General features: G+C 42.0%; 19 protein-coding genes and 3 pseudogenes. 16 read left to right on the forward strand and 6 right to left on the reverse strand.

Annotation, left to right across the window (positions count from 1 at the left end; translation table 11 throughout):
• Window positions 1-47 precede the first annotated feature (47 nt).
• Both AC6B99_RS25535 and AC6B99_RS25540 read left to right on the forward strand, forming a co-directional pair.
• On the forward strand, window positions 48-236 hold the full coding sequence (locus AC6B99_RS25535; protein ID WP_496664530.1) for a hypothetical protein: 189 nt from the start codon (window positions 48-50) through the stop codon (window positions 234-236).
• A 552-nt stretch (window positions 237-788) separates the two neighbouring features.
• Complete coding sequence (locus AC6B99_RS25540) at window positions 789-1,085, forward strand: hypothetical protein (protein WP_496664531.1); 297 nt, start codon at window positions 789-791, stop codon at window positions 1,083-1,085.
• A 749-nt stretch (window positions 1,086-1,834) separates the two neighbouring features.
• Here the strand turns inward: AC6B99_RS25540 and AC6B99_RS25545 are convergent.
• From AC6B99_RS25545 to AC6B99_RS25555, 3 genes and pseudogenes are all read right to left on the reverse strand, one after another.
• Window positions 1,835-2,500 (reverse strand): site-specific integrase, encoded by a 666-nt coding sequence (locus AC6B99_RS25545; protein WP_496664548.1) that lies wholly within the window; start codon window positions 2,498-2,500, stop codon window positions 1,835-1,837.
• A gap of 12 nt (window positions 2,501-2,512) precedes the next feature.
• Window positions 2,513-2,722: pseudogene (locus AC6B99_RS25550) on the reverse strand (phage integrase SAM-like domain-containing protein); the annotation flags it as partial.
• A gap of 396 nt (window positions 2,723-3,118) precedes the next feature.
• Window positions 3,119-4,413 (reverse strand): annotated as a pseudogene (locus AC6B99_RS25555) (IS110 family RNA-guided transposase).
• Window positions 4,414-4,680: 267 nt separating this feature from the next.
• On the opposite strand from AC6B99_RS25555, the gene AC6B99_RS25560 reads away from it, so the two are divergent.
• Window positions 4,681-4,905, forward strand: coding sequence for a TetR-like C-terminal domain-containing protein (locus tag AC6B99_RS25560; protein ID WP_496664532.1), 225 nt, complete (start codon window positions 4,681-4,683; stop codon window positions 4,903-4,905).
• A 52-nt stretch (window positions 4,906-4,957) separates the two neighbouring features.
• Here AC6B99_RS25560 and AC6B99_RS25565 read toward each other — a convergent pair whose 3' ends face one another.
• Window positions 4,958-6,082, reverse strand: a complete 1,125-nt coding sequence (locus AC6B99_RS25565) for an alpha/beta hydrolase (protein ID WP_056041516.1) — start codon at window positions 6,080-6,082, stop codon at window positions 4,958-4,960.
• Window positions 6,083-6,365: 283 nt separating this feature from the next.
• Complete coding sequence (locus tag AC6B99_RS25570; protein ID WP_081419088.1) at window positions 6,366-7,535, reverse strand: pectin acetylesterase-family hydrolase; 1,170 nt, start codon at window positions 7,533-7,535, stop codon at window positions 6,366-6,368.
• A gap of 246 nt (window positions 7,536-7,781) precedes the next feature.
• Between AC6B99_RS25570 and AC6B99_RS25575 the strand changes: the two genes are divergently transcribed.
• The 6 genes and pseudogenes from AC6B99_RS25575 to AC6B99_RS25600 all read left to right on the forward strand — a co-directional run.
• On the forward strand, window positions 7,782-8,459 hold the full coding sequence (locus AC6B99_RS25575) for a response regulator transcription factor (RefSeq protein ID WP_496664533.1): 678 nt from the start codon (window positions 7,782-7,784) through the stop codon (window positions 8,457-8,459).
• On the forward strand, window positions 8,456-9,511 hold the full coding sequence (locus AC6B99_RS25580) for a HAMP domain-containing sensor histidine kinase (protein WP_496664534.1): 1,056 nt from the start codon (window positions 8,456-8,458) through the stop codon (window positions 9,509-9,511). The genes AC6B99_RS25575 and AC6B99_RS25580 overlap by 4 nt, the downstream gene beginning before the upstream one ends.
• 358 nt (window positions 9,512-9,869) lie before the next feature.
• The gene (locus AC6B99_RS25585) at window positions 9,870-10,103 is read left to right on the forward strand and encodes an MBL fold metallo-hydrolase (protein WP_327204926.1); all 234 of its coding nucleotides are present in this window, start codon (window positions 9,870-9,872) and stop codon (window positions 10,101-10,103) included.
• A 110-nt stretch (window positions 10,104-10,213) separates the two neighbouring features.
• Window positions 10,214-11,143, forward strand: a complete 930-nt coding sequence (locus AC6B99_RS25590) for an alpha/beta hydrolase (protein WP_056037713.1) — start codon at window positions 10,214-10,216, stop codon at window positions 11,141-11,143.
• 120 nt (window positions 11,144-11,263) lie between these two features.
• The gene (locus AC6B99_RS25595; RefSeq protein WP_063892598.1) at window positions 11,264-11,977 is read left to right on the forward strand and encodes an acetate uptake transporter family protein; all 714 of its coding nucleotides are present in this window, start codon (window positions 11,264-11,266) and stop codon (window positions 11,975-11,977) included.
• Window positions 11,978-12,241: 264 nt separating this feature from the next.
• Window positions 12,242-12,691 (forward strand): annotated as a pseudogene (locus AC6B99_RS25600) (group II intron maturase-specific domain-containing protein); the annotation flags it as partial.
• 19 nt (window positions 12,692-12,710) lie between these two features.
• Here AC6B99_RS25600 and AC6B99_RS25605 read toward each other — a convergent pair.
• On the reverse strand, window positions 12,711-13,658 hold the full coding sequence (locus tag AC6B99_RS25605; protein WP_056037710.1) for an alpha/beta hydrolase: 948 nt from the start codon (window positions 13,656-13,658) through the stop codon (window positions 12,711-12,713).
• 126 nt (window positions 13,659-13,784) lie between these two features.
• Between AC6B99_RS25605 and AC6B99_RS25610 the strand changes: the two genes are divergently transcribed.
• The 7 genes from AC6B99_RS25610 to AC6B99_RS25640 all read left to right on the forward strand — a co-directional run bounded on the left by AC6B99_RS25610 (window position 13,785) and on the right by AC6B99_RS25640 (window position 24,508).
• Window positions 13,785-14,291 carry a TetR/AcrR family transcriptional regulator gene (locus AC6B99_RS25610; protein ID WP_496664535.1) on the forward strand — a complete coding sequence of 169 codons (507 nt, stop codon included), beginning with the start codon at window positions 13,785-13,787 and terminating at the stop codon, window positions 14,289-14,291.
• 503 nt (window positions 14,292-14,794) lie between these two features.
• Window positions 14,795-15,028 carry a hypothetical protein gene (locus AC6B99_RS25615; RefSeq protein WP_496664536.1) on the forward strand — a complete coding sequence of 78 codons (234 nt, stop codon included), beginning with the start codon at window positions 14,795-14,797 and terminating at the stop codon, window positions 15,026-15,028.
• 837 nt (window positions 15,029-15,865) lie between these two features.
• Window positions 15,866-17,416, forward strand: coding sequence for a tannase/feruloyl esterase family alpha/beta hydrolase (locus tag AC6B99_RS25620; protein WP_056037705.1), 1,551 nt, complete (start codon window positions 15,866-15,868; stop codon window positions 17,414-17,416).
• Between the two features lie 298 nt (window positions 17,417-17,714).
• Window positions 17,715-19,316, forward strand: a complete 1,602-nt coding sequence (locus AC6B99_RS25625; protein ID WP_056037702.1) for a carboxylesterase/lipase family protein — start codon at window positions 17,715-17,717, stop codon at window positions 19,314-19,316.
• A 29-nt stretch (window positions 19,317-19,345) separates the two neighbouring features.
• On the forward strand, window positions 19,346-20,503 hold the full coding sequence (locus tag AC6B99_RS25630) for an alpha/beta hydrolase (protein ID WP_496664537.1): 1,158 nt from the start codon (window positions 19,346-19,348) through the stop codon (window positions 20,501-20,503).
• Between the two features lie 349 nt (window positions 20,504-20,852).
• Window positions 20,853-21,962 carry a pectin acetylesterase-family hydrolase gene (locus AC6B99_RS25635; RefSeq protein ID WP_496664538.1) on the forward strand — a complete coding sequence of 370 codons (1,110 nt, stop codon included), beginning with the start codon at window positions 20,853-20,855 and terminating at the stop codon, window positions 21,960-21,962.
• A gap of 38 nt (window positions 21,963-22,000) precedes the next feature.
• A complete protein-coding gene (locus AC6B99_RS25640; protein ID WP_496664539.1) occupies window positions 22,001-24,508 on the forward strand; it encodes a glycoside hydrolase family 3 protein in 2,508 nt (835 codons plus the stop codon).
• The last annotated feature ends 3 nt before the right edge of the window (window positions 24,509-24,511 follow it).

Consider the following 24,511-nt stretch of genomic DNA (forward strand, 5'->3'; position numbering starts at 1 on the left):
GGAATTTCAAATATAAATAGAAGATCCCTAGATAAGGAGTCAGGTAGATGGAAATTGAAGAGTACTATGGTCAATACGTTCGAGTTGAACTGGATACCGGAGATGTTCACCAAGGCGTGATTAAAGAAGTTAATGATCTGGAAATAAACGGTTATATACGAATCAAGAGCAGCAATGAACTATTCTTGATCCCGGTCGAGGATATCGTAAAGATATCTGCAGTTCAACTGCATTAAACACATGTAAAAATATTATATTATAGTGGTTTGAATTAAAAAATAAGGTGGTTCTACTTAATGCAAATTAAAAATATTACCATTGGGAAAACCGTTAGAATGAACGATGAAGTTGAATTTACAATAGAGCACGAAGGACGATCAATTTGCATTAAATGTACACGGTCAACTAATGGATGGAACGTATATTATTACGCGGTCAACGAAGTATGGAGACCAAAAGAAGGTAAATTAAAAGACATCATTAATCGAGAACTTGGGACTGCATTCGTGGGTACGAGAGAAGAATTCATAGAAAATGCTTGGAAATTGGGCTTAAAGAAGAGTTGCTAAAACAGTAGAACGTCTGCAACGATGCAGACGTTCATTACGTTAAGGAGAAGGATGTATTCGTCCTCTGTCGATAAATTAGACACAACGAATGGAGAAATTACGTCGACTTTCGGAACATATGTGATAATCTATGATGGAGGTTTTATTAAATTGCTAATTGGTGAAAAATATGGTAAAATAAATTTTCTAAAATCACCATGATTGGAAGGAGAAATATATATGCCTACTATAAATCAATTGAAAAAGACGATTGCAAATGGTGACGATTCTGTTGACAATGTATTAATTTTAAAGCTTAGTGGTGACTATGAGTTAATTCAAGGTGCTGGTGCAGGGGCTGTTAGTCATTTGGACTATGTAACAAGATGGGGGACCTTTGATGCAGGTAATAAATACGTTGGAAAAGATGCGTCTGACGATAAGAAACACATGAAAAAAATAATGGATTGGGCAGAGAAAGCATGGGATAAATATTCTAAAGATGGTTATATCAAAATTTTAAACCCTACTTCTTAATAAAAAAATAAAGCTGATAAAGGTAAATATACCATTAGCGACAGTTATGCTTCAATCAAGGGATCACTATTTTCTTCAGTCCGGCTGATTTTCGACTTGGTGGCCGATTCAACAGTTCGAACTAATCTCTACAGGAATTCCAGAGAAACACTGGAGAGAGAATTCGGTATTCATAACAATATGATTTGGTCACATAATTTCTATTCTGAGTGCCGCAGAACACTCGAACTTAGTAACATTAAATTCAATGAGGGCCGTGTCCTATAAGGTTTTCTCCCACTACTTCATGAATCTAAAACAACCTGTCTCTCCACTGGCAGCATAGAGGTCAATTATCATACAAAAGGCAGAAGCATATAACTTCTGCCCTTCGTATTGCTAACATTTTTGCTAACATAAATCTGTCCGACATATCTCGGACTTAGAGGATGATGAATATAAAAAAGTGCCTCTAATCCGCATGGTTAAAGGATTAATGCTCGATATTACTATGGTTTTGAGAAAGAGTTCAAAAGGCCGTTTCAGGACTTAAAATCCTGCGGTAGGTGACTACCGTACCGGTTCGATCCCGGTCCTCGGCATCCTTGATTTATAAGGGTTTTTTCCGAAAAACCTTGGTTTTTAAAACATCTTTGGAGAGAACTTTTTAACGAGTTCTCTTCTGAAGTTCTCTCCTTTTTCCGAAGGAGAGAACGAAGAGAAGATCGCATGACTCTCATGAAACATTGAGGGCAGTGCGATCTTTTTTATTAAAAGACCAAAATACCACTCATTGTTGATGCTGAAGATACTTTGGAACTGTATTCCAAGTGAGAATAAATGTTGGCCGTTGTAGAATAGTTGCTGTGTCCCAGCCATTCCTGAATTTCTTTCATACTGACTCCATTAGCGAGTAGAAGGCTTGCACAACTATGACGCAGGTCGTGATAACGAATATGACGAAGACCATTTTTTTTAAGCGTTCTAGTGAAGTTCTGTGTGATATAGCCGGGTTTAATTCGTTGTCCCAACTTATCCAGATAGATATACTCCTCGTAATCAGTGCAGTAGGATTTACCACATATGGCTTTATTGAGAGCTTGAAGCTCACGAATACGCAGCAGTAATTCCTCAAAGGCTGGTACAAGAGTTAAGGTGCGGCGACTTGGTTTGTTTTTATCCCGGTCCTTTTCAATGATGTGTTCCTGACCTTCAAAATAAACCGGAGTTACAGTATGCCTAATACTAATCGTTTTGTTTTCAAAATTTATAGCTGTCCATTTCAACCCAACTACTTCACTTCGCCGCAATCCATAAAAAGCGGCAAGAATGACTGCTAGCTCTATCAGTTCGCCTTTAACTTTTTCAAACAGAATATTAGTCTCCTGCTTGTTGTAAAAACTGCCTACAAAATCATTTTTCTTTGGTCTTTCAATCTTATCTGCCGGATTAGTGTTAATTAAATCATTTTTGAGAGCATGCTTTAGAGCTTTGCGAATATTAGCGTGATAATGGAGAACCGTGTTGGTTGTTACTCCATTTTCTTCAAGCTCATATTGATAGTAATCTTGTATGTGACTTGGTAATAATTCTTTGAGAAATAACCCCTTTTCTTCGAAGTAAGGAACGATATGATAGCATTTAAAAGAAGAGTAAATTCCCTCCCACTATAAATTAATAAATTCTCTTGTTTACTCACTCATTCTTAGATTTTCAACCATTGACTTATTAAGAGTTGGAGAAGTCATGTAAGAATGACAATATTTTCTGGAGGAGCCGGTGGCGGGAATAGAGATTGGGGCATTTGTCCCCAGCTCATGGATTTTTCCGATGATCGCACCTTGGATATCCACACCTTCTTTTGACGGCTTACCCTCCCATGTCACTCGGGGTCTGTGCCCTTACATTCCTTCGTTCTGCCTCTCAAAAGGTGGACGCCGTTTCTTGCTCCTTTGCGGGGGCGTTGCCCTTATGGAATTCGATCCTACGGCTGCTCCGTGCTTCTTTTGTCTTTAGTCTTTCCCGTTTGGTGAGAAACGTGAATTCGGTTTTTCTTAAGCCACCATCTGTAACTGGGCTTGACGCACCTGCCCTAGCACGTCGTTTGCGTCATATGGCATTTGCTTGGTGCCGAGCGTATGCAGGACAAGTATGAGTTTCCCGCACAACGCCACAAGGGATTGTTTTCTTCAGTGGGTTCTGTGTTCGCTTGGTGAAGTACTGGTGCAAGGCCTTAAACTCCGCATTCTTTGCTACCATGGGCATGACCGCTCGAAACAGCAGGGCCCTTAATCTTGCACGTCCACGTTTGGTAATACTGGATTTTCCTTTTTTCTTTCCTGAGCTATTTTCTTTGAGATTTAGCCCAGCCAGCCGAATAATCTGCTGGCCATGCTCGTAACCGCTCAGATCTCCAACTTCCGCCAAGAATCCTGCCAAGGTGACCACTGCCACACCCGGCACGGTGAGCATTTCCTTCGTTCCTGGGATTTGTCCAAGTAGACGTTCGACCTCGACTAGAATCTCTTCGAGCTGTCTAGCGAACAGGTCGTACTGCTCCAGAAGCGCTTTAATCTCTATTTTTGCTGCGGGCAGCCCTTCGGTAAGCCCGATGGAGCTTCTCGCGGTTTCAACCAGCAGCTTGGCTCGTTTCGTCCCTACGGCTCGTTTCACGTCTTTCTTCCATCGCTTCACAATGGCTTCTGTACCAAGTGCTACGATCTCACTCGGCGTCGGAAACTCACCTAGCGTAAGGAAGCGAGGCTTTACCCTCCCAGTCTTTAAATACCTCTGTATATTCGGGGAAAAAGCGATCTTGCCAGTTCTGTATTCGTCTCTGTACCTGTCCGAGATTCACCATGATCTTCTCGAGAAGATTCATGAGAATCCGCAGATCGGCATAGACACGTGTCGGCAATTTCGGCTGGCTGTACTTCCCGTTTCGTACCAAGTCAGCAATGACTTTTGCATCTTTGTAGTCGTTTTTCGTCGGTGAGTTGTCTTCCAGTTCTTTGCTCTTGTGTACATGATGCGGATTGACAATGACCAAAGGAATACCTTGCTGTCCCAAATACTCGGCTAGGTTAAACCAGTAGTGTCCGGTAGGCTCAATGCCGAAGAGGATGTCACTCTTGACATGCTCCCGCTGAAGCTCCTTCATCCACTGAGCCAGTTGCTCCAGTCCGGTGCGGGTATTGGAAAACACGCAGTCCCTTCCCAGTTCAATCCCCCGAAAGTCGATGGCGCGGTCCACGTGAGTTTCTTTCGCAATATCTGCGCCAACCACCAACGTTTTTTCGGAAATGCGTGTAATCCGTTGATTCTGTTTCTTCGATTGTTTATACTTCATAGTGAGCGTCCTCCTTTTTATTCGGGCAGTGAATGACCATCATTCCATGACCCAGCATACAGGAGGCGCTTTTTTTGTTCAAACCTCAAATTAATTCATTACAGGAATGGCTCCTTTTATCGAAACTTCAATGGCAAAGAAGAGGTGTTAAAACAATATCTTCTCCGTTTGATTAAGGAATGGGGAACAGAATTTGAAAATAGCGAGAGCCCTAACATTGTTGCAAGTTTGTTCGGACATTACAAAAAGCATAAAGAGTCTTATTTAATGCTTTACCGCTCTGGGTTATCCTATTTGGTATTAGATAACATTAAGGCAGTATGCGGCCCGAAGCCTGATCAGGAGGATTTACCTGCTTATTTCAGTGACTGGTTTGCCGGAGCTTTGTTTGGTTGGATTGATGAATGGATTACACGGGGAATGAAGCAGGAACCGGAAGAAATGGCAAGGCTGCTGGAGGAAGTGGATCGTCGTTCTAAAGCAATGTCTTAATTTGATATGGGAATGAGAGGAAGGGGGAACTGCGGCCCCTTCCCGCCTGATTCTATTCTGCGCTACTGCCTTTTGTATACTTATCAATAAATTTCACTAATCTCCCGAAACCTTCCTGTGCGTTCTTGTCTGTTCTTATATTTGCTAAATAACCATGGGCGATTTTACCATGTGCCTTATCAAGGTAGAAATAGTCATTATCTATCTGATATGACGTAAGCTTATCGGATAAGGCCTTCATATCTTTAGGAAACCCATCTCCATTGGCGGCAGTTATAAAAGATGGTGGATAATCGCCAGTAACATGTAATATCGTGTTATATTGATCTGCAACTTTGCTGCTTTTGAATTCATTTGTACCTATACCTAGGTAATGACCGACTATTACTCTTGTAGCAAAATTAAGTTCGTCAGTCTTTATAGGCCCATCATCTATAACTAAGGCTTTTACTTCTTTAGTAGTGAGTAAGGGATGGATGTTGAAACTGTCCGCATAATCTTTGTTTGTAATGATTGCGCCATACTGACTGGTAAGTATGGCTCCTGCAGAACTACCCATAACAACAACATTTTCCATATCCAAGTTATACTTTTCGCTGTTATCTACCAAAAAGTTAATCGCTTGATTCATTTGGATAACAGGAACCGGGAATTTATAATCCGGCACTAAAGCATAATTGACGTTAACCAGGTTGTATCCATTTTCCACGAGCCTATTGAATAGCATATTGGCGTCATCATTTACTGCCATAGGATCTCCCATTGCCTTGTCTCCTCCGAAATATCCTCCACCATGAAAGTAAACGATCGTCGGTCTTTTAATTGTGGTATCCGTATTAGGATATGATATATCCAAATAACTATTAGGATATTCATCAGCATACTTGATGTCATTCACATAGAGTATGCCATTACTCTTAACAATTTTCCCTTGCGGATTAAAAGGTTCAAAGGAATTGATCGGATTTCCTTTGTATAATGCATCTTGAATAAAGCCAATAATAATTCCTGGATGCGAACGTACATATAAAAACATGCCGCTAAATATTAAAGCTAATGATAATAGAGCGATGCCTATAATCTTTAGAACTTTGTTCCTTTTTTTAGGTTTTTTATTCCTCATTTCAGAGATCGTTCCCTTGTTCTCGAGTTGTACGTTATCATTCGACTTGTCCATTTTGACTCCTCCTGGTGTTCATTAATCGTTTTTTTATCGCAGGGAATGCTAATCCTTTAAGACACTCTCATAATTTTCATTAATCTGACCCAACAGTTCTTTGTTTGGCACATTCATAATGCCTCTATCTATATTGCTGTATTTAGAGTCCATCTTATGATCTGGAATATCATTGTTATATTCATCGCTTCTTTCATCAGATTGGAATAATGCTGTCATTGCATCATTTTGGAGATACCGTGAAGTGAATAAGTGACTCCAAATTCCCGTTTACAACATTGAACTATTTATCCAATAAATCTAGTCCATAACTATTAATATTTCCATTTACTGCATTAACAATCCAGTCAGCTATACTTTTATCTTCTGAATATTTCTTACCATAAAAATTAGGAGAAGGTAAGATGGTATGCGGAGTTAAATTTTTTCCATCTTTATTTTTCTCTATCTCATTCCAAATATAAATTCCGACATTAGGAATGTTCTCTTGTAAATCAGCTACCATTTTTGCAAGGTCTTTTTCATAGATATCGCCATTTTCATTTGTTGTGGATAAAATTCCATTTCTAAAATAAGATTGGTATGTGCTTAATGCTTCATCTCTTAAAGAACTACCAAATAGAATTTTTATTTTATTACCATATTTTTTTGATAGGCTGGTTAAACTGTCTAAGGTAATATTATCACTTACTAATCTATCTGAAATCTCTTTTGGCGTTTGCCACATATTTTCAGCGACATCATGCCAAGTGTCCGTTAAAAGTAATGAACTATCTACAGCTACTGTTACATTATTTACTTGAGGAAAATACTGTGTAATAATATCATCTGCAAGTAATGAGGTACCAAATCCTCCTGCACTAAAACCTGCGATAAGTAGTGTATCTGGATTAGGTATATATTTCATCGCTTCTTTCATAAAAGAAGTGTAGTTAATATATCCATTATGATAAAGAATTTGTTTATTACCATTTAAGTCTGTATATTCATATTCGCCACTTCCTGCATGAAGATCTCCTGTTGAATAAGGTATTGCTAATATTGTCCAATCTTTGAAAGGATTTTCTTTATTATTACTTGCTATTCCAAATTTAACACCAAAGTCAACGTCAGCATAATCTGCATAAAAACCGCCGTCATCATTTAAAGGTCTTGCAGCTGTGTATTCATCTACTGCTAATCCACCACCAAAGAAATACACTATTACTTTGTTTTCTTTTCCTACTTTTATTAAACTATGCCAATCCTTTCCGTTTGCAGACTTAGTTCCTTCTGGAGTTATACGATACCATTCTCCTACTTTTGGTTCACCACTTAATTCTGGTGCTTTCCATTTTAGAAAATTTTGTAATCCTACATAACCGACAACACCAATAATTGCTATAATTACTAAAACTAATGCTGATATTTTCCATCTCTTTTTCATTTTTTTCTTTTTGATTTTATTACTCATTTTAATCTTCCTTTTCTGTAAGTTTATTTTTGAAATTGATTTGCTTCTTATATAGCTATAGCCGTATCTTTATCTTTTTCAATAAATAGCTTTCCTCCTTAAACTTTTCATCGGTCGCTATATGTGGCAACAGCTCTAGTGTAGCTGTACAATATAAACTGAAACTCAACTGCATATGTTTATTTTCAATTTACTTTTCAACGGTAAAATGAGACATCTTATTGATGATAGAAGGAGATTCTTTATATGTTAAATATATTAGTGGTTGAAGATGACGAAAGTACCAGGAAATTGATGTGTGTGGTCTTACAAACGAGAGGCTTTAAAACATGCTGGGCAGAAGACGGGATAACAGCGCTTGAGATTATAGAAAAACAGCACATTGATTTAGTTGTACTTGATTTAATGATGCCCAATATGGACGGCTATGAATTGACACGGCAGCTTCGGGTAATGTCGGAGCATTTGCCGATTCTGATGGTTACAGCCAAACAGGAGCCGAAAGATAAAAGACAGGGATTTCTTGCTGGTACGGATGACTATATGACAAAACCCGTAGACGAAGAGGAGCTGATACTCCGGATTAGAGCTCTTCTGCGCAGAGCGAGGATTGCCAATGAACACAAGCTGACCATCGGGAAAGTTGTACTGGATTATGATGCGCTGACGGCAACACGCGAAGAAGAAATTAACCTTCTTCCCACCAAGGAATTTTATTTGTTGTTTAAGTTACTATCTTATCCGAACCTGATCTTTACCCGTTTGCAGCTTATGGATGAAATCTGGGGGATGGATTCCGAAACGGATGATCACACACTTACTGTTCATATCAACCGTTTACGCAACCGTTTTCGAGAGTGGCCAGAGTTTGAGATTATTGTGATTAGAGGACTTGGCTATAAGGCGGTGCTGCATACCAAATGAAAGAATTTTTTCATAAGAGAATAAGTCTGGCGATAACTTTGGTATTGTTTGTTTTCGGTGTGCTGGTGGCGACATTTCTCCTGCTGTTCGGCTGTACTATTCTGCTACAGTATATCGGTGTTATTTCACTTACGCCTTCCCCGAGTCAAGGATTCGGTGAACGTCTGCTCTCGATTTTTTTTCTCTTTGGCTTATGTGTTTTAATAGGAACCGCACTTACTGCTTTTCTCAGCAAAAAAGCCTTGAATCCCATACGAAAGGTCATTGATTCGATCCATAGGGTTGCGGATGGCGATTTTAGCGTTAAGGTGAATTTGAAAGGTATTGGAGAGTTGGAAGAATTGTCGGAGAGCTTCAACAAAATGACTAAAGAACTGTCAGGTATTGAAACGCTGCGAAGTGATTTTATTAACAACTTTTCGCATGAATTCAAAACACCTATTGTCTCGGTTCGCGGTTTTGCCAAAATTCTTAAAGAAAATCCGCTATCTGAGGAAGAAAGGCAAGATTATCTGGATATTATCATTAAGGAATCCGAGCGTTTAGCCATGCTTTCCAGCAATGTTCTTACTTTGGCAAAATACGAGAATCTAGAGATTATGATGGATAAAGTCCCATTTAGGCTGGATGAACAGATCAGAAGGAGCATCATTTTATTGGAGCCCAAGTGGTCAGACAAAGACATCACCATAAATCTGGAGTTAGATAAAGTTATTTATAGTAGCAATGAAGAAATGCTACAGCAGATTTGGATCAATCTGGTGGATAATGCAATTAAATTTTCCCACAAAGCTGGTATGATCGAAATCACCCTTGCCATAGTTAATGAAGAAATTCATTTCAGTATCCAGGATTATGGGGTTGGCATGGATGAACATACGAAAGCCCATCTTTATGATAAGTTTTTTCAGGGGGATGCATCTCATTCCAAAAAAGGGTATGGACTGGGACTTCCTTTGGTAAAACGCATAGTAGAACTTTGCCAAGGCAATATTATCGTTCACAGCGAGCAAGGTAAGGGCAGTAAATTAACGGTTGTCCTTTATAAATAAATTTTCGTGAATATAATAAGGCTAGCTTCGGCATAAAACGGAGTTAGCCTATTCTTGTTTAACCTAAATAGCTGCTAAGAAAAAATTCGTCTGGTGCAGATACAACAAGGCATGATTCTGTTAAAAAGTAAGAAGAGAGAGGTTCTCTAGCATATCGGGAACCTCTTTTGTGGTGCTTGATGAGGACCGGTCCCCTTGTATTAATTACTTAAACAATTTTTGGACTGCCAAACTTTAGAATGCGATACATATGTTTAAATTCCTTTATTTCACCCTTAGGGCCCCTGTTCTATAATTAGGGAAAATAAGTCTACGCTAGCTTGTGTAGGTCACAAAACTACGGCAAAAGGATTGGAATGTGATAGGGAGCGATAAGGCCATGCTGATTGATACCAGCTATGGCCTGACCGACATGCCGCAGGCCATTCGGGAAATCACTGCTCTCCCGCTGCTGGTCGTCAATACACACGGCCATATCAACCATACTCACGGAAATAACTTGTTTGATACTGTATTTTTATCCCATTTAGACAATCGGGGAGACTTAGAACAAGCGTGCGACCGAATTCTGGCTGTAGAAATTCCTACATAGGACAAGAAACAGGGGCGGTTCGCATATAACAAGATAACCGTTACGTTTGAACTTAAAAAAATTAACGCAACGAGCCATAATGGATTGTGAATTCAAGGAGGATAGACGGGATGGTAAAAAGGCTTAAAATAGCTTTGATAAAATACGTATTAAGAAAAAAACGAAAGAAACTAATGAAAAAAAATCTTATTGGAGAGCGCTTTATTGTCCCAAGAGTTGGATTGGATGGAGTGGAGACGATTTTGTATCGTCCAAAGACAGCCGGCTCAGAAACAATTCCGGTTCTATTTAATGTACATGGCGGAGGATTTGTAGGCGGAGATGCTTCGCAGCTAGATTCTTATTGCAGTGAAATGGCAGAACGAATTCCTGCATTTATCGTCAATATAAATTATAAAAAGATTGATGTCCATCCCTTTCCCTATCCTCAAATGGAGTTGCATGATACGGTTCTATATTTTTCGGATCATGCAAATGACTATGGAATTGATCCATCAAAGTTTGTCTTAATTGGTTACAGTGCCGGCGGCCATTTATGTGCGGGGGCAGCAATGAAATTAAAAGAAAACGGGTTTTCTCTCGCTGGTCAAATTCTTGCATATCCATTTCTAGATTTTACTTTTGGTAGAACAGACGATGCAAAAATAGATAAAACGGGAAAGGTGATGGGATTGATTGAAGAAGTTCTCTTTCCCGATTTAAATGTAAGAGAAGCGTTAGTTTCGCCTGTATTGGCAAGAAATGAAGATTTGGCAGGCCTAGCACCTGCAACAATTATTGTATGTGAAGAGGATGAACTTCTTCCACAAGCAGTTCAATACGCAAAGCGGCTGGAAGAGGTTGGTGTTCCTGTTCGTTTCAAACAATATCCGGAGGCCAAGCATGGTTTTTTAGAAGTAAACCACCCTGAATATGCTGCTGAGAAGAGTATCGCTAGGTCCCCTGAGCAGGAAAAAATTATGTGTGAGTGTAAGGAGTATCTCATACAACAATTAGCCCAATATTTCAAGGCTTCGTCCGGACGGGAATGGAACATTTAAACGAAAATCCTCCGACTATTAGAACGAAAAAATTGTGAAAGCTGCACTAAGTATGTAGTAACCAATACAGAAACGACCGCAAACTAAAGCGAATGGGTTGTTGGAAAAGTGAGGAATAATATGGAATCAAAAAATCAATTGAACGCGTGGGCCAATCCGGCCCCGGCAGGATTAGTTGCATTGGCTGTTTCATGCTTCTGTTTTTTTGCTTTATTCACTAATCAAGTAACAGATGCCGCGAAACCTCTTTTGGGATGGTGGCTTATCGGAGGCTTTGTGGTCCAATTGGTGGTGGGGATCTTTGAACTGAAAGCTGGCAATACAGCGGGAGGCAATACGTTTCTCTATTTTAGTGCTTTCTTTATGTTAGTCGGAGGTTCTGAACAGCTCTTTAAATTTTATATGGCTCATAATCAGATTCTTTTGGACTCTCGTATCGATGGATGGGCATGGTTATGTCTTTCTATTTCTTTACTGCTCTGTACTCCAGCTTATTTTAAATCACCATTTTTTCTATGTCTTGTTATAGTTATTTTGGATGTTGCACTGCCGATACTGGCTTTAATGGACTTGGGAGTCTTATCGTATCGATTTTCCCATATCCCCGGCTGGCTATTATTGGCAGCTGGAACGTGTGGAATCTATCTGGCCTCAGCCATTGTAGTCAATGATTCGTTTGGACGAAAAATCTATCCGAACCCGGGACCACTAATTAAAGATAAGGAAGGTTCGATGCTGGGGGAGATGTGCATCGAAAATATTCCATTACTAAATGAAACTGATTTAAAATCAGCTATCAAGCCGACGCTGAAACGTGACGCTGCGGAAGCTTAACCGAAATAAGGCTCCCGAGGAACTCGCTATGAGTTTCTCGGGAGTTTTTCACATCGCTTCGTGTTTATATTGTCAAGAAATTCGATAACACGTTTGATCAATATGAATTGAATTGAAGTAGGTTCATATAGAAATGGTATTTGTAAATATAGATAGTTGGAGTAGGCTTTATGTCTTTCCTTCCTCAATTGTACCTATAAGAAGATGATGACAAGTGTGGTTCGGAAGGTTGAAGATGAAAGAGCGTTGCCCCTGAAGTAAGCGAGCGGGAAGCATCTCATGGAATCGGTAAGCCGGTTTGCAGAAGGAAAGCTAAAAGTGAAACGGGAGGAAAGTGCGGTAGCCAGACCCTGGCACCGGAAGTTCTTAGGGTTTAGTTTCCTGTGGCTATTTTCACCTAGCCTCGGCGAAGAGACAGTTCCAAAAACTGGACCAAGGGATTCGAAGGAGACTCTGAATGTGTCAATGAAAGCAATGGGAACGAGAACGCACACGAATCCTTGAACTCCGGGCACTTGTGGTGCCAGAGTGGGCAAGTTTCGCGATGGCTAACACGCGTTGAGGCGTATGGTAAATGTCCCGGAACACGAATAATGCCCTTTCACTTCCTATAGGGAAGTAAAAGGGCTGAAAAGCTCGCTTTCACGTTATCTAGAACTTTGTTCACCTTTTGGAACAAGAACTTGTACTATCGATCAGACAGATAGATGTTAGTGTTTATCTGAATAATAATTTAATTTGACTTTGAAAAGAATGAATTAAATACTTCAATCAAATCGTCCTCTGCTTGAAGCCCGAGTTGTTTTTGCTCTTCAGTTGTATATTTTAGTTCCTCATCATTTTCAGGTTTCATTACCTCTGACGTATCCATAAAAGGATGGAATGCCTTCTCGTAAGAGAATACCTGAGTCGGTATGCCTGCCTTATTCAAAACGTCTATATATGGCTTAGCAGTATTAGAAATCTCATCTTGACCGGCTAAGACAAAAGCAGTTGAGGCAAGAGGCACTTGTGAATCACTCTTGATCCCTTCCTCAATCAAATTTGGCGTAAGTATTGGAATAACATCAATTAGGTATGGAACTACTAGGACTTGTCCTGCCAATTTAAAATTTTCTGATTGCAGTAATAGGGAGGCATTTGCTACATGATAACTACCCGCACTAAAACCCATAGTCGCAAATTTACTGGAATCAATATTGTACTCATCCTCATGCTCAGCAAAATAATAGATGGTGTCTCTAATTTCTTCAGCAGGATAAGGAATAAATTTTTCATCCAGTTTTTTATAGTTAATCGAGACAATCATCGCCTGCCACTTTTCCATAACTCTAGCATTAAATGAATCTAGCATGTCTGCTGCCCCACCAAAAAATCCTCCACCATGCACCATGAATATAACAGGTAATTTTTTATCTTCACTACCCTTTGGACGATATAGAATGGTTTCTACATCATCAACCCCATCTCGTGGTACAGTAAATCGTGTTCCCAACAACTCATCATCAGACTTTACCCACTGGGCTCTATCTTCAGCCGCATCTCCCGCAACTAACCGAGCAAGTTGTACAGGATTTGTTACAAAAAAGATGGCTGTTCCAGCGACCAGGAGTATAAAAACCCCAAAACCAATGCCTAGTCTTTTCAACCATTTTCTATTTTTTTTATCTTCCTTCTTCATCAGTACAGTACTCCTTTTTTGTCTATTTGATAAATACATGTTGCACATATATCATTGATCGTAGTGTATGGTTTTGATTAGGTCAATTACTATAGAAAAAATGAAACAGAAAGGCAATTGTGTAACATGAAAAATAAGGATAAGGCTAGTTATGTAAAAGAAGAAATTGCACGAGCATTTTTTCGATTGTTTGAGGAAAAAGATTTTCCGGAAATATCTATCAAAGAAATCACCATAAAAGCTCAAGTTAGTCGGGTCTCATTTTACCGAAATTTCACAAGCAAAGAAGATATCTTGCGATATTATATCCAGCAAAAAATGAGTAAATGGAGACACACAACCGATTTAGTAAAGGCATCTAATTTTAAATTAGTTATTGCCGACCTTTTCGAACATTATAAGCAACATAGTGAATTTTATCTTCTTCTTTATAAAAGAGGTTTTTCATATTTAATTTTAGAAGATATTCAGGCCGTTTGGGGGGCAAGAGAGAACCAAACTAATAAGAATGCTTACGTCTACGCATATCTCACTTATGGTTTATTTGGTTGGATAAATGAGTGGTTTGCAAGAGGAATGCAAGAATCCACAGAAGGTATTCTAAGGCTCTTTGAGGAAAAAGACGAAAAATAATTTACATTTAATATCTTCAGATCATAAAGATATTTATGAAACGGTTAAAAGAAGGAGCAAGCACCTGCACCTATTCGTTTTAACTGATGACATTTCACATTCTGGTTAAACTATAAGAATAAATTTGTATATTAACTCGACCTTGTACCAAAAATAAAATGCGAGCTTCTGATCATCTTTCAGAGCTCGCATTTTATTTTATGAAAAGTGATTTAAATATAATTTTCCTGCACCAATACTACCTAATGAAGATGAAACTTTTTAACTTTGCACTTCGGTTCTAGCAAATCGTTACGTTACAGGTTAATACACGTTTAAAGACACACCAGCATTTTTTGCCAAGCTCTTAGTGAATTCTGGGTCCCAAGTAACGTGTTCGGAATCCTTGTTGGACGGAATGGAGCGGGGTAAACCACGATTCTCAAGATGATTTGCGGTTTGGTAACTCCAACTAGGGGAGAGTACTCGATTTACGGCAAGGTTGGCTCAAGTCAGCTGCTTCCATGAAGTCGCGAATAGGTACGCCCGATCGTTTTCATTTGCAGGGGGAACGATATGCAAAGATCTTGGAGAAAGTGGGCATTTATACGAATATTAAATACTTCGATACTAATCATGGGTATACGGTCGAGAAGACGGATGAAAACGGCAAGACTGTTAGTGTAGTTGATATCGAAAATACCGAAGCAGGTGAACAATATAAAATTGAGTTGCTCCAAAATATATTTAATAAATGACTAATTAGCCAAACAATGTGGTCGATGATTCGTTTGGACGAACACTATATCCGAACCCGGGACCCCTAATTAAAGATAGGAATGGTTCGACTTAGATGTACACCGAAATTATTCCATAACTAAAAGAAAATGATTTAATAACAGCTTTCAAGCCGGCGCTATAAGGTGACGGTGTTAACCAAAGTAAGGCTCCCGAGGAACTCGCTATGAGTTTATTGGGAGTTTTTTCACATCACTTCGTGTTTATATTGACAAGAAATTAGATAACACAAATGAATATAAATTAAAAGAGTTGCAGCTAGCACTTTCCGAATGGTTGTTTGGATTGAGATATCGAATGTTGCTTATCCGTTATTTCATGGCTGGTAATATGTTTCTATAATGAAAGCGTAATTAAAAATGGGAGTTTGAATGAAAGTGAAATCAAAATGGGTAGCTGCTGTTCTTTCTGTTGGGATGCTCACTACTGCTAATCAGTTGCAACAATGGAAATATCAGTAACGAGACCGAGAAGGGTGAGGCTAGACCAGATGCAACGAAGAAGCTGAATATCGTGAATGGAAAAATCGAGCCAGCAGCGTCTTTGCGTTCGATAATGCCTTACATGAGCTATGAGTCCGATTATCCGCTTGAATATTTCAAAGGTGTACGATGCGATGCTTCTGTCCATGGATGAAGAATCCTCGCGTGTAAAGGGAACATTACATGGTCCGGTAACGTCCACCTTGTCGTCCAGAAATAAGCTACTGCTTAAAAACAAGCATTTTTTGTGATAGGTCATTAGAAAAGCGAAGAGGCTCTTAAAATTAGATTGAAAAAGCGAGAGGGGGCATAGACATGTTAATTGAACACGAAGCAAGAGGGAAACTGGAATCCCTGATAATTAAAAATGGAGAAATTACAAAAATCGAATTTGTGCAAGCTGGTGTGCCGGATTTCGGTCTTAACTTGCCGTTGCAACCACTTCCAGAGTACTGTCGCGTTTGCGTTCGATTGAACCCGGAAGGCGAATCGAATATTTTGATCGAAGTATGGATGCCACTCACCGATTGGAACGGTAACTTCCTCGGGACTGGAAACGGGGGCCACGCAGGTACCATAGACCGATTTTCATTGATTAATGGAATCCGTCGCGGATATGCTACAGCCAATACAGATATGGGGACCTCCCCGGACCCGGATATGCTTATAGGTAAGCCGGAAAGATGGGTTGATTTCGGTTATCGGGCAACGCACCTTATGACAGTCGTTGCAAAGGAAATTATTAAAGCGTTTTATGGTAGAGCGCCTAAATTTTCTTATTTTACAGGAGGCTCCACTGGTGGTCAGCAAGGCCTTATGGAGGCACAACGGTATCCGGAAGATTACAATGGGATTCTGGCAACGGCACCAGCCAATAATCGTACTCATTTACACATTGCTTTCATATGGAATTGGCTGGCCTTAACACAGGATCCGGATGCCGGGTTTGACGAACAACAGGCTGCAACCGTTACGGAGCAGATCCTTGCGCATTACGGCGCCGAAGGCGGATGCATCCCTGGAGACCATTTTATGGCACAGCCTGATCAGATAACCGTTAATACGAATATTTTTAAAGACGGTAAACTGTTGAATGATACACAGATCCGTGCATTGGAAATCATCTATAACGGTCCTGTAAACCCAGTAACAGGAGAACGGATTTTTGCTCCGGTTAATGTACATGGCAGTGAGCGTTTTCCTTTGGGGCTTTCCGCTCAAAGCAATAAGGATGAGTTTGCTAAAGGTTTCCTTTATCTATTCCGCTGGATTTTCGGCAAAGACTTTGACTTCACGAAGTTTGATTTTAATCATGATGTAGATTTCGTTGACGAACAGTTGGCCCCGATTCTTAATGCAAATAGCACAGAATTGCAGGATTTTAAGAACGCCGGCGGAAAAATCATCATGCTGCACGGCACGGCCGACCCGATTATCCCGTACACGGACTCCCTACAATACTATGAGCGGGTGATCGAAGCGCAGAACGGTCTAGAGAATACGCAATCGTTCTTTCGGTATTTCATCATCCCGGGGCTTGCTCATGTCTTCGATGGTCCAGGCGTTCAGGACATTGGAATCGGATTCCGGGCAACGCCCAAGGATAGAGAGCATGACGCGCTTACCGCACTTTCCTTATGGGTAGAAGAGGGGATTGCTCCAGAACGGCTACTTCCTGTTGCCTTTAAAAATGGCTCTTTGCTGAATGGTTTTTTATTAGACGAATACGAATATGAAAGGCCTGTATACGCCTATCCGAACCAAGCGGTATATGAATCGGGAGATCCGAATAATCCGGAAAATTATAGGAAAGAGAAACGGATCTTTGGGAATTTTCCAAAACCTGCTCCCGAGTACCTGGCTTGATGGTACAACTCAGTTAAATGAGATAATTTATCATACAGGCAAAGATACTAGCTTTGCTGACGCCGAAATACAATGGCGTCAGCTTTTTTTATAATTGTGTACCGACAACTTAATAACGAGATATGTATGTTTATATTCCTCTATATCAACCGCTAAATACCCGGACCTATAATTATATTGTGACCGATGAAAATGAGGGGAGCAGTAGGATGGTTTACGAAAAAAGTGAAAGATATAAAATGTTAGGAAATAAGAACTTCATCCAAAGTGATGGATTAGGATTGGGGGAGTTACTTCTATGAAATATGGAGAAAAAGGGTGGTCACTGGTTAAGGAAGCTAATCCGGTTGTAGAGATTAATACCGGGAAAATCAAAGGGTTTAACCGGAATGGGAATGGTGTTTTTTTAGGGATTCCCTATGGTGACAACTGCGATGGAGAATACCGCTTCAAAGAGCCCCGTCCCGCTCTTCAATGGGACGGTATATGGGATTGCACGCGATACGGTCCTATTGCAATGCAAGAGCAGGGGTCACTTGAAGGAGTACCGGAACCAGTGAGAAAAATACTGCTGGATTATGGGAATCATTTTACCGGAGGCATTCCGTTTGACAAGAGTAAAGAATATTGCGATGAGAATTGCTTAGTACTGAACGTGGTAACTCCTGGAGTTGATGAGAAAAAACGGCCGGTCATGGTTTATATTCATGGCGGTGGTTATACATCCGGCTCGGGTGCAGTAACCGCAGCCATTTGTGATTCGTTGGTGGATGAAGAAGACGTAGTGATTGTGACCGTTAATCATAGATTAAATATTTTTGGCGGACTGTATCTTGGAGAGTTTGATGAGGCATACGCTAATTCTGGACTTGTAGGGCAGTTAGACCTGGTTATGGCTCTGCAGTGGGTCAAGAACAATATTCAAAAGTTTGGCGGTGATCCAGCTAATGTTACTTTAATTGGTGAATCCGGCGGCGGAATAAAAATCGGACACCTGATGGCGATGCCTGCTGCAAAAGGCCTTTTTTCAAAAGCAATTAATATTAGCGGATCCATTCCGATCGGAGCCAAAACAAAAGAACAAGGGACGGCAGAAACCTTGAAAGTTTTGGAACAATTGGGGATTGCAAAAGAGGACTGGAGAAAGCTTCTGGAATTACCTGCAGAAACGATAACGGATAGTCTTCGAGGGTTAAGGTTGATACAGGAAGACACTACTCCTTTTTATCCAACACCGGATGGGGTACATATTCCATTTAATGTTGAACGTGAGTATAAAGCCTATGCTGTTTCAGCAGAGGTGCCGCTTCTGGTAGGTGCTTCAGAGGAAGAACTGCATATGGACTTATTAAAGAATCCAAAGATGACTTGGGAAGATGTAAGAACAGAACTGCTTAATCAAGAATTTGCGGAGGTGCAATCCTTAAAAGGCCTGTCAGAAAGTAATGTAGACACGCTAATCCAGACCTTCCGGAATGCGTGCAACGACCAAAAACGTCCATGGCAGATTTTAGTGCAAATTGTTTCCATGCGTCATTTTCTAGGAGGGGGAGCCTATAAATCGGCCATTGCAAAAGCAGGGCAAAAGACTGCGCCGGTATGGCATTATATGACGACCTATGATACTCCGATACCTGGCATGGAAGGTTTGGCTTGTGCGTGGCATACAGCTGAATTACCATTGATTTTTCGTGCTGTTTATCATGAAGAAGCTGAGAAGCTTTCACGGCTCTTGGCCCATTCCTTTGCTTCTTTTGCCCGGACCGGTTCTCCGGAAACGGATGAGCTGGATTGGCCTGAATTCACCGTGGAAGATAAGAAAACAATGTTATTTGACGAGAAATGTACCTGGAAATATGATCCCTATAAAACTATTCACGATATTCTGGCACTCTTTTAAGTAGACAATATTATTTAGGGAGGATAGTTATGAGGAAATATGATGAATCCGATCTTAAACACTTGCAGGATAATTATGAAACTGTTGAGTTAAACGGAGTTACGATCCAGATCAAAAAGATTCCCGGCGAAGAGCGGGAGGGTTATATGGATCCATGGGTAATTGAAACCATTAATCCGGCAGCACTTACCCGGGCTGATGGAGCTATTACAGAGAACACAAACGCAACACTGGATGCAATGATGAGCCAAATGAGTCCAGAGCAATTTTTGGTTGCCCTTCGTAATGTGATGGAAGGTTCAGCTACTGATTCTACCTTCAAAGAGGAGTGGTTCGAACGCGATATCGACGTACAACTGGAGGAACTGATACTTAGCGGAAACCGGGTAGGACTCTGGCGGTATAGTGTGCCGGGTAATGAAAACAATTTAAGTCCCTGCTTCATTCATATTCACGGCGGAGGCTGGTTTGCGGGCCATCCCAGAGGGAACGATAATTTCTTGAGATACATTGCCGAAAAAGCGGATGCAGTAGTATTTGATATTGATTATTCCCTGTCACCGGAGTTCCAGTATCCAAATGGCCTGAATGATTGCTATAACGTCTTGAAGCACATTCACGAACATTCAGAAGTTTATGGTGTTGATAAGAACAGGATCGCTGTAGGAGGCGGAAGCGCGGGCGGCAATTATACCACTGCACTCGCGCTCCGGGCCCGGGACGAAGGTCTTCCCTTGATTGCATTGCAAATTCCGATGGTTCCTGCAGTTCTTTTAGCAAAGGATGGAGCTGCCGCTGGCTACACATGGGATCCGTCTCAATTTACAGTTGCACCTGAGACACAAAGGTTCGTCCCTGAGATTAAGGACCCCCAACATGATCCGCATATGGATATCATGATAGCTGGTTATCTGGGAGATGCCGATCCATCAGATCCGTATGCGTCACCCATGCTGGCAGAAAATTTTACGGGCCTGCCGCCGGCTCTGATCATAACCAGCGAATTTGACGCACTTCGCCTTCAAGGTGAATTTTACGGCAGCCAGCTGGCCAAGGCGAATGTTGCTGTGCGGATTATCCGTTATAAAGGTCAGACCCATAGCAGTGTTGGCAACAGTACATTCGGCATCGTTCCACAGAGTGAGGATTGCGCCTTCGAAATTGTCAAAGCAATTCGTGAGCTTTGATTCAAAATTGACTAAGCCCTCTATGACATTTGTTGTAAACAATTAGAATCTGGTACACAATTTAACAATTTGGTTCCTTCGGTTGGTAGCTAGACTCCCATTTCAGTTGAGATAACCCTCATTATAAGAATCCGTGAAACGGCTGGCGATGTCTATAGAATGGAAATCGGCTGCAACTTTCAAATACAATATGCATGTTTGGATTCCATTATTGGAAAGTAGTTGTATGGATGGGAGCGTTATCAGGAAAAGTGAGAGTGTAGTTAGAGCGGAATGACTAACTCTATTTTAGAGCCAATTATGAACACGCTTTTTTGTATTGGAGAATAACTTTAAAGGAGCGAAGCTTATGTTGGATAATAATATTGATGCATATAAAAAGTATCTGCAAGAGCATCAGTTACCAGTATTGGAGGGTGTACCAAATCCAGGAAAGTGGTATAGAGTCCCGGTTCCAGGAGCTACTTGTGCAGGAGGATCTCCTTACTGGGGATATCTGAGAAAAGGAACAGAGTCAGGCCTCATTGTGTTCTTCTTAGGTGGAGGCGTATCACTTAATGCATATACGGCAGCGCGGCCAACACGACTAAGTGTACCGGGTGAGAATTTTTATTTTGACGAGAATTCATTACCGTTTAACGATGTGGCATTTGACCGGGGAATATTTGATGATGCGCCGGAGAATCCTTTCCGGAACTGGAGCTGCATCTTTGTCAGCTATGCTACAGGTGATTTTCATGTGGGGAATGGCGATTATCACTATACAGCACCGGACGGATCTCCAGCTGTGCTGCATCATCATGGCTACACCAATTACAGCGGGCTTATGGAGCAAGCAGTAAAGCATCTTTCAACACCCGCAAAACTGCTAATTACCGGCACAAGCGGGGGCGCCTTCGGTGCTTCGGCTCTGGCCTCAGACGTCATGAGTTATTTTCCTAATTGCCGTGATGTAACTGTCTGCCCTGACAGTGCTTTGCTTCTTTATGACCAATGGAATACAATAGCCCAAAATGTCTGGCAGTCGAACGAAAAAATTTGGAAGCAGCTTCAGGGTCCAAATATTACTCTTGATTGGCTGCGCGCCCTCTATGCCGAGAAGGGGGATGATGTACGGTATCTATATGTTAATTCCATTAGAGATAGTGCTTTCGCAATGTATCAACACTATATTGATCGTGGCACTATGGAAATTACGAGGGAACACTGCCTGAAATTCCAGAAGGATCTCAAAGAGATGGTTGATACGCTGAAGAATGAGATCCCCGGCATTAGTTTTTTTCTGTTCGAGAACCCGACTGAGAATTTACAACCAGAGTTAATGGGGACAATGCATACGCTGATCCACGATCCCGAATTTTCCCGTCCAGTCAAAGGCGGCATCAGCCTGCGGGATTGGCTATGGAGTGCCGTGAATGATACGGTTTCCGATGTAGGTATGGAACTTCTTGACGCATAAATAATTTTTACGCCACCATACTTTTTAATAAAAGGAGAATGACGTTATTGGAATTATACCCCTATGAATTGGAGCACATCGATACCTTACGTAATCATGCATCAGAATGTATGGTTCTGTTGAAGACAAATGGCGATTTCCCACTTAGAAATATTGGTGAGATCGCCCTGTACGGCAGTGGCTCGCGCCAGACGATCAAAGGCGGTACCGGATCAGGTGACGTGAACTCTAGGTTCTATGTCACAGTGGAGCAAGGCTTGGAGAATGCTGGGTTTACTATCACCACCAAGGACTGGATGGATCGTTACGATCGTGTGCAGAAGCAGGCTCATCAGGAGTTTGTTGCTGGCATCAAGTCCAAGGCTCAGGCCACCGGCGTTCCAGCGATCATGCTGGGTATGGGCGCGGTGATGCAGGAACCGGAATATGAACTGCCGTTTGAGGCAGTGTGCGATACGGCGATTTACGTGCTTTCGCGCATTTCGGGGGAAGGATCGGATCGTAATGCTATAGACGGTGATTTGAAGCTGACCCGGACTGAGATTCGTGACATTTTGAATCTTGCAAAAACCTATAGTCACTTCATGCTGGTGCTGAATGTGGGCGGTGTGGTTGACCTGACACCAGTGCTAGAGGTGCCGAATATCCTGATTTTGTCCCAGTTGGGCGTGGTTACCGGCGATGCGCTCGCGGATGTGCTTCTCGGCCAAAGCTATCCCTCCGGCAAGCTGACTGCCACCTGGTCTGCCTGGGATGATTATTCCCAGATTGGAGATTTCGGCCAAGAGGACGATACCCGCTACCGCGAGGGCGTATATGTCGGCTACCGCTATTTTGACAGCGCAGCCAAAACACCGCTTTTCCCCTTTGGTTACGGTCTGGGCTATACGCAATTCAGTATTGTTGAGTCAGTTGTCTCATTGGACGGCAGCCATGTCAATGTGACCGTAACTGTTAAAAACATGGGTTCTACTTCTGGTAAGGAGGTAGTTCAACTGTACGTCTCGGTTCCTTCAGGCAAACTGGACCAACCATTCCAGACGCTCGCGGCCTTTGCCAAGACCGAAGAGCTGGCTGCAGCGCAGTCTCAGCAGGTTACCTTGAGCTTTGCAATGGAAGAGTTGTCCTCATTCGACACAGAGCGGGCCGTTGATGTGCTGGAAGCGGGTGATTATCTGCTGCGCGTAGGAAACAGCAGCCGGGACACCCGTATTTGCGGCATCATTCGGATGGACCAAGAGTTAATTATACGGCAACTGTCCCACGCAGGCGGCACGCCGGATTTCGACGACTGGAAGCCGGAAGCGCAGCAATGGACTTATGCCGGGGAAGCCGATGAAAGAGCCAATGCTCCGGTATTGGATCTTAGTGCAAATGCTTTTGCCGCAGTGTTGAAGCCTGTTGTGCCGGAAATCGACTCAGCCGTACGGGATCTGGTCGAAGGCCTATCAGACAGTGAATTGGCCTGGCTCTGTGTAGGGCATTATCGCTCCGGCAACGAGAGCGGCAGCGTCATCGGCAATGCAGCCTTTGCGGTAGCAGGTGCGGCTGGGGAGACCACCACGCGGCTGAAAGAAAAGGGCGTTCCTTCTCTTGTCATGTCAGATGGTCCGGCTGGTCTGCGGCTCAGCCGTCAGTACGGTGTGGATGAATCGGGCGTTTATGCCGTAGGAGATTCAATTCCGTCGGCACTTCTTGATTTTATGGATGATACGGTGATGCAGGCTCTCGGATTGCAAAAATCGGGCGGAGCGGAGCGTAGTGGCAGGATTTTAGACCAGTATTGTACCGCGCTGCCTATCGGTACGGCTCTAGCTCAAAGCTGGAATCTGGATTTCTGCCGAGCCTGCGGTGATATCGTAGGTGATGAGATGGAGCGCTTTGGTGTGCATTTGTGGCTTGCTCCGGCATTTAACATACACCGTAGTCCACTATGCGGCCGGAATTATGAATATTTCTCCGAAGACCCGCTTATCAGTGGCAGAGTGGCTGCAGCCATTACGCTGGGTGTGCAGCGTCATCCCGGCTGTGGTGTAACAATTAAGCACTACGTAGCTAACAATCAGGAAACCAACCGTTTCCGCTCCAACAGTGTCGTCAGCGAGCGAGCTCTGCGGGACATCTATATGCGTGGGTTCAAAATCTGCATCGAAGAATCACAGCCCCACACCTTAATGACCTCCTACAATTTACTCAACGGGGTTCACACCTCTGAGCGTAAAGACATTATCGACGGTGTTTTACGCGAGGAATGGGGCTTTGACGGGATAGTCATGTCGGACTGGGTCGTTGGCGGTGTTCAACATGGGGTTAAAAAGTATCCTTACTCTACGGCAGCAAAGAGCATTAAGGCTGGCAACGATGTGATGATGCCCGGTGGCGAAACGGATTACACGGATGTGCTGACGGCCCTTGCTGGCACGAACAAAGCTGTCACACTAACACGTAAGGAAGTTCAGGATTGTGCCGCACGCATTATCCAAATAGCGCTCCGACTGACGGAAGCCCAAACAGAGCCATCTATCATTATTGGAAAGGGAGTCTGAATG

This window comes from Paenibacillus liaoningensis (genome assembly GCF_059609455.1).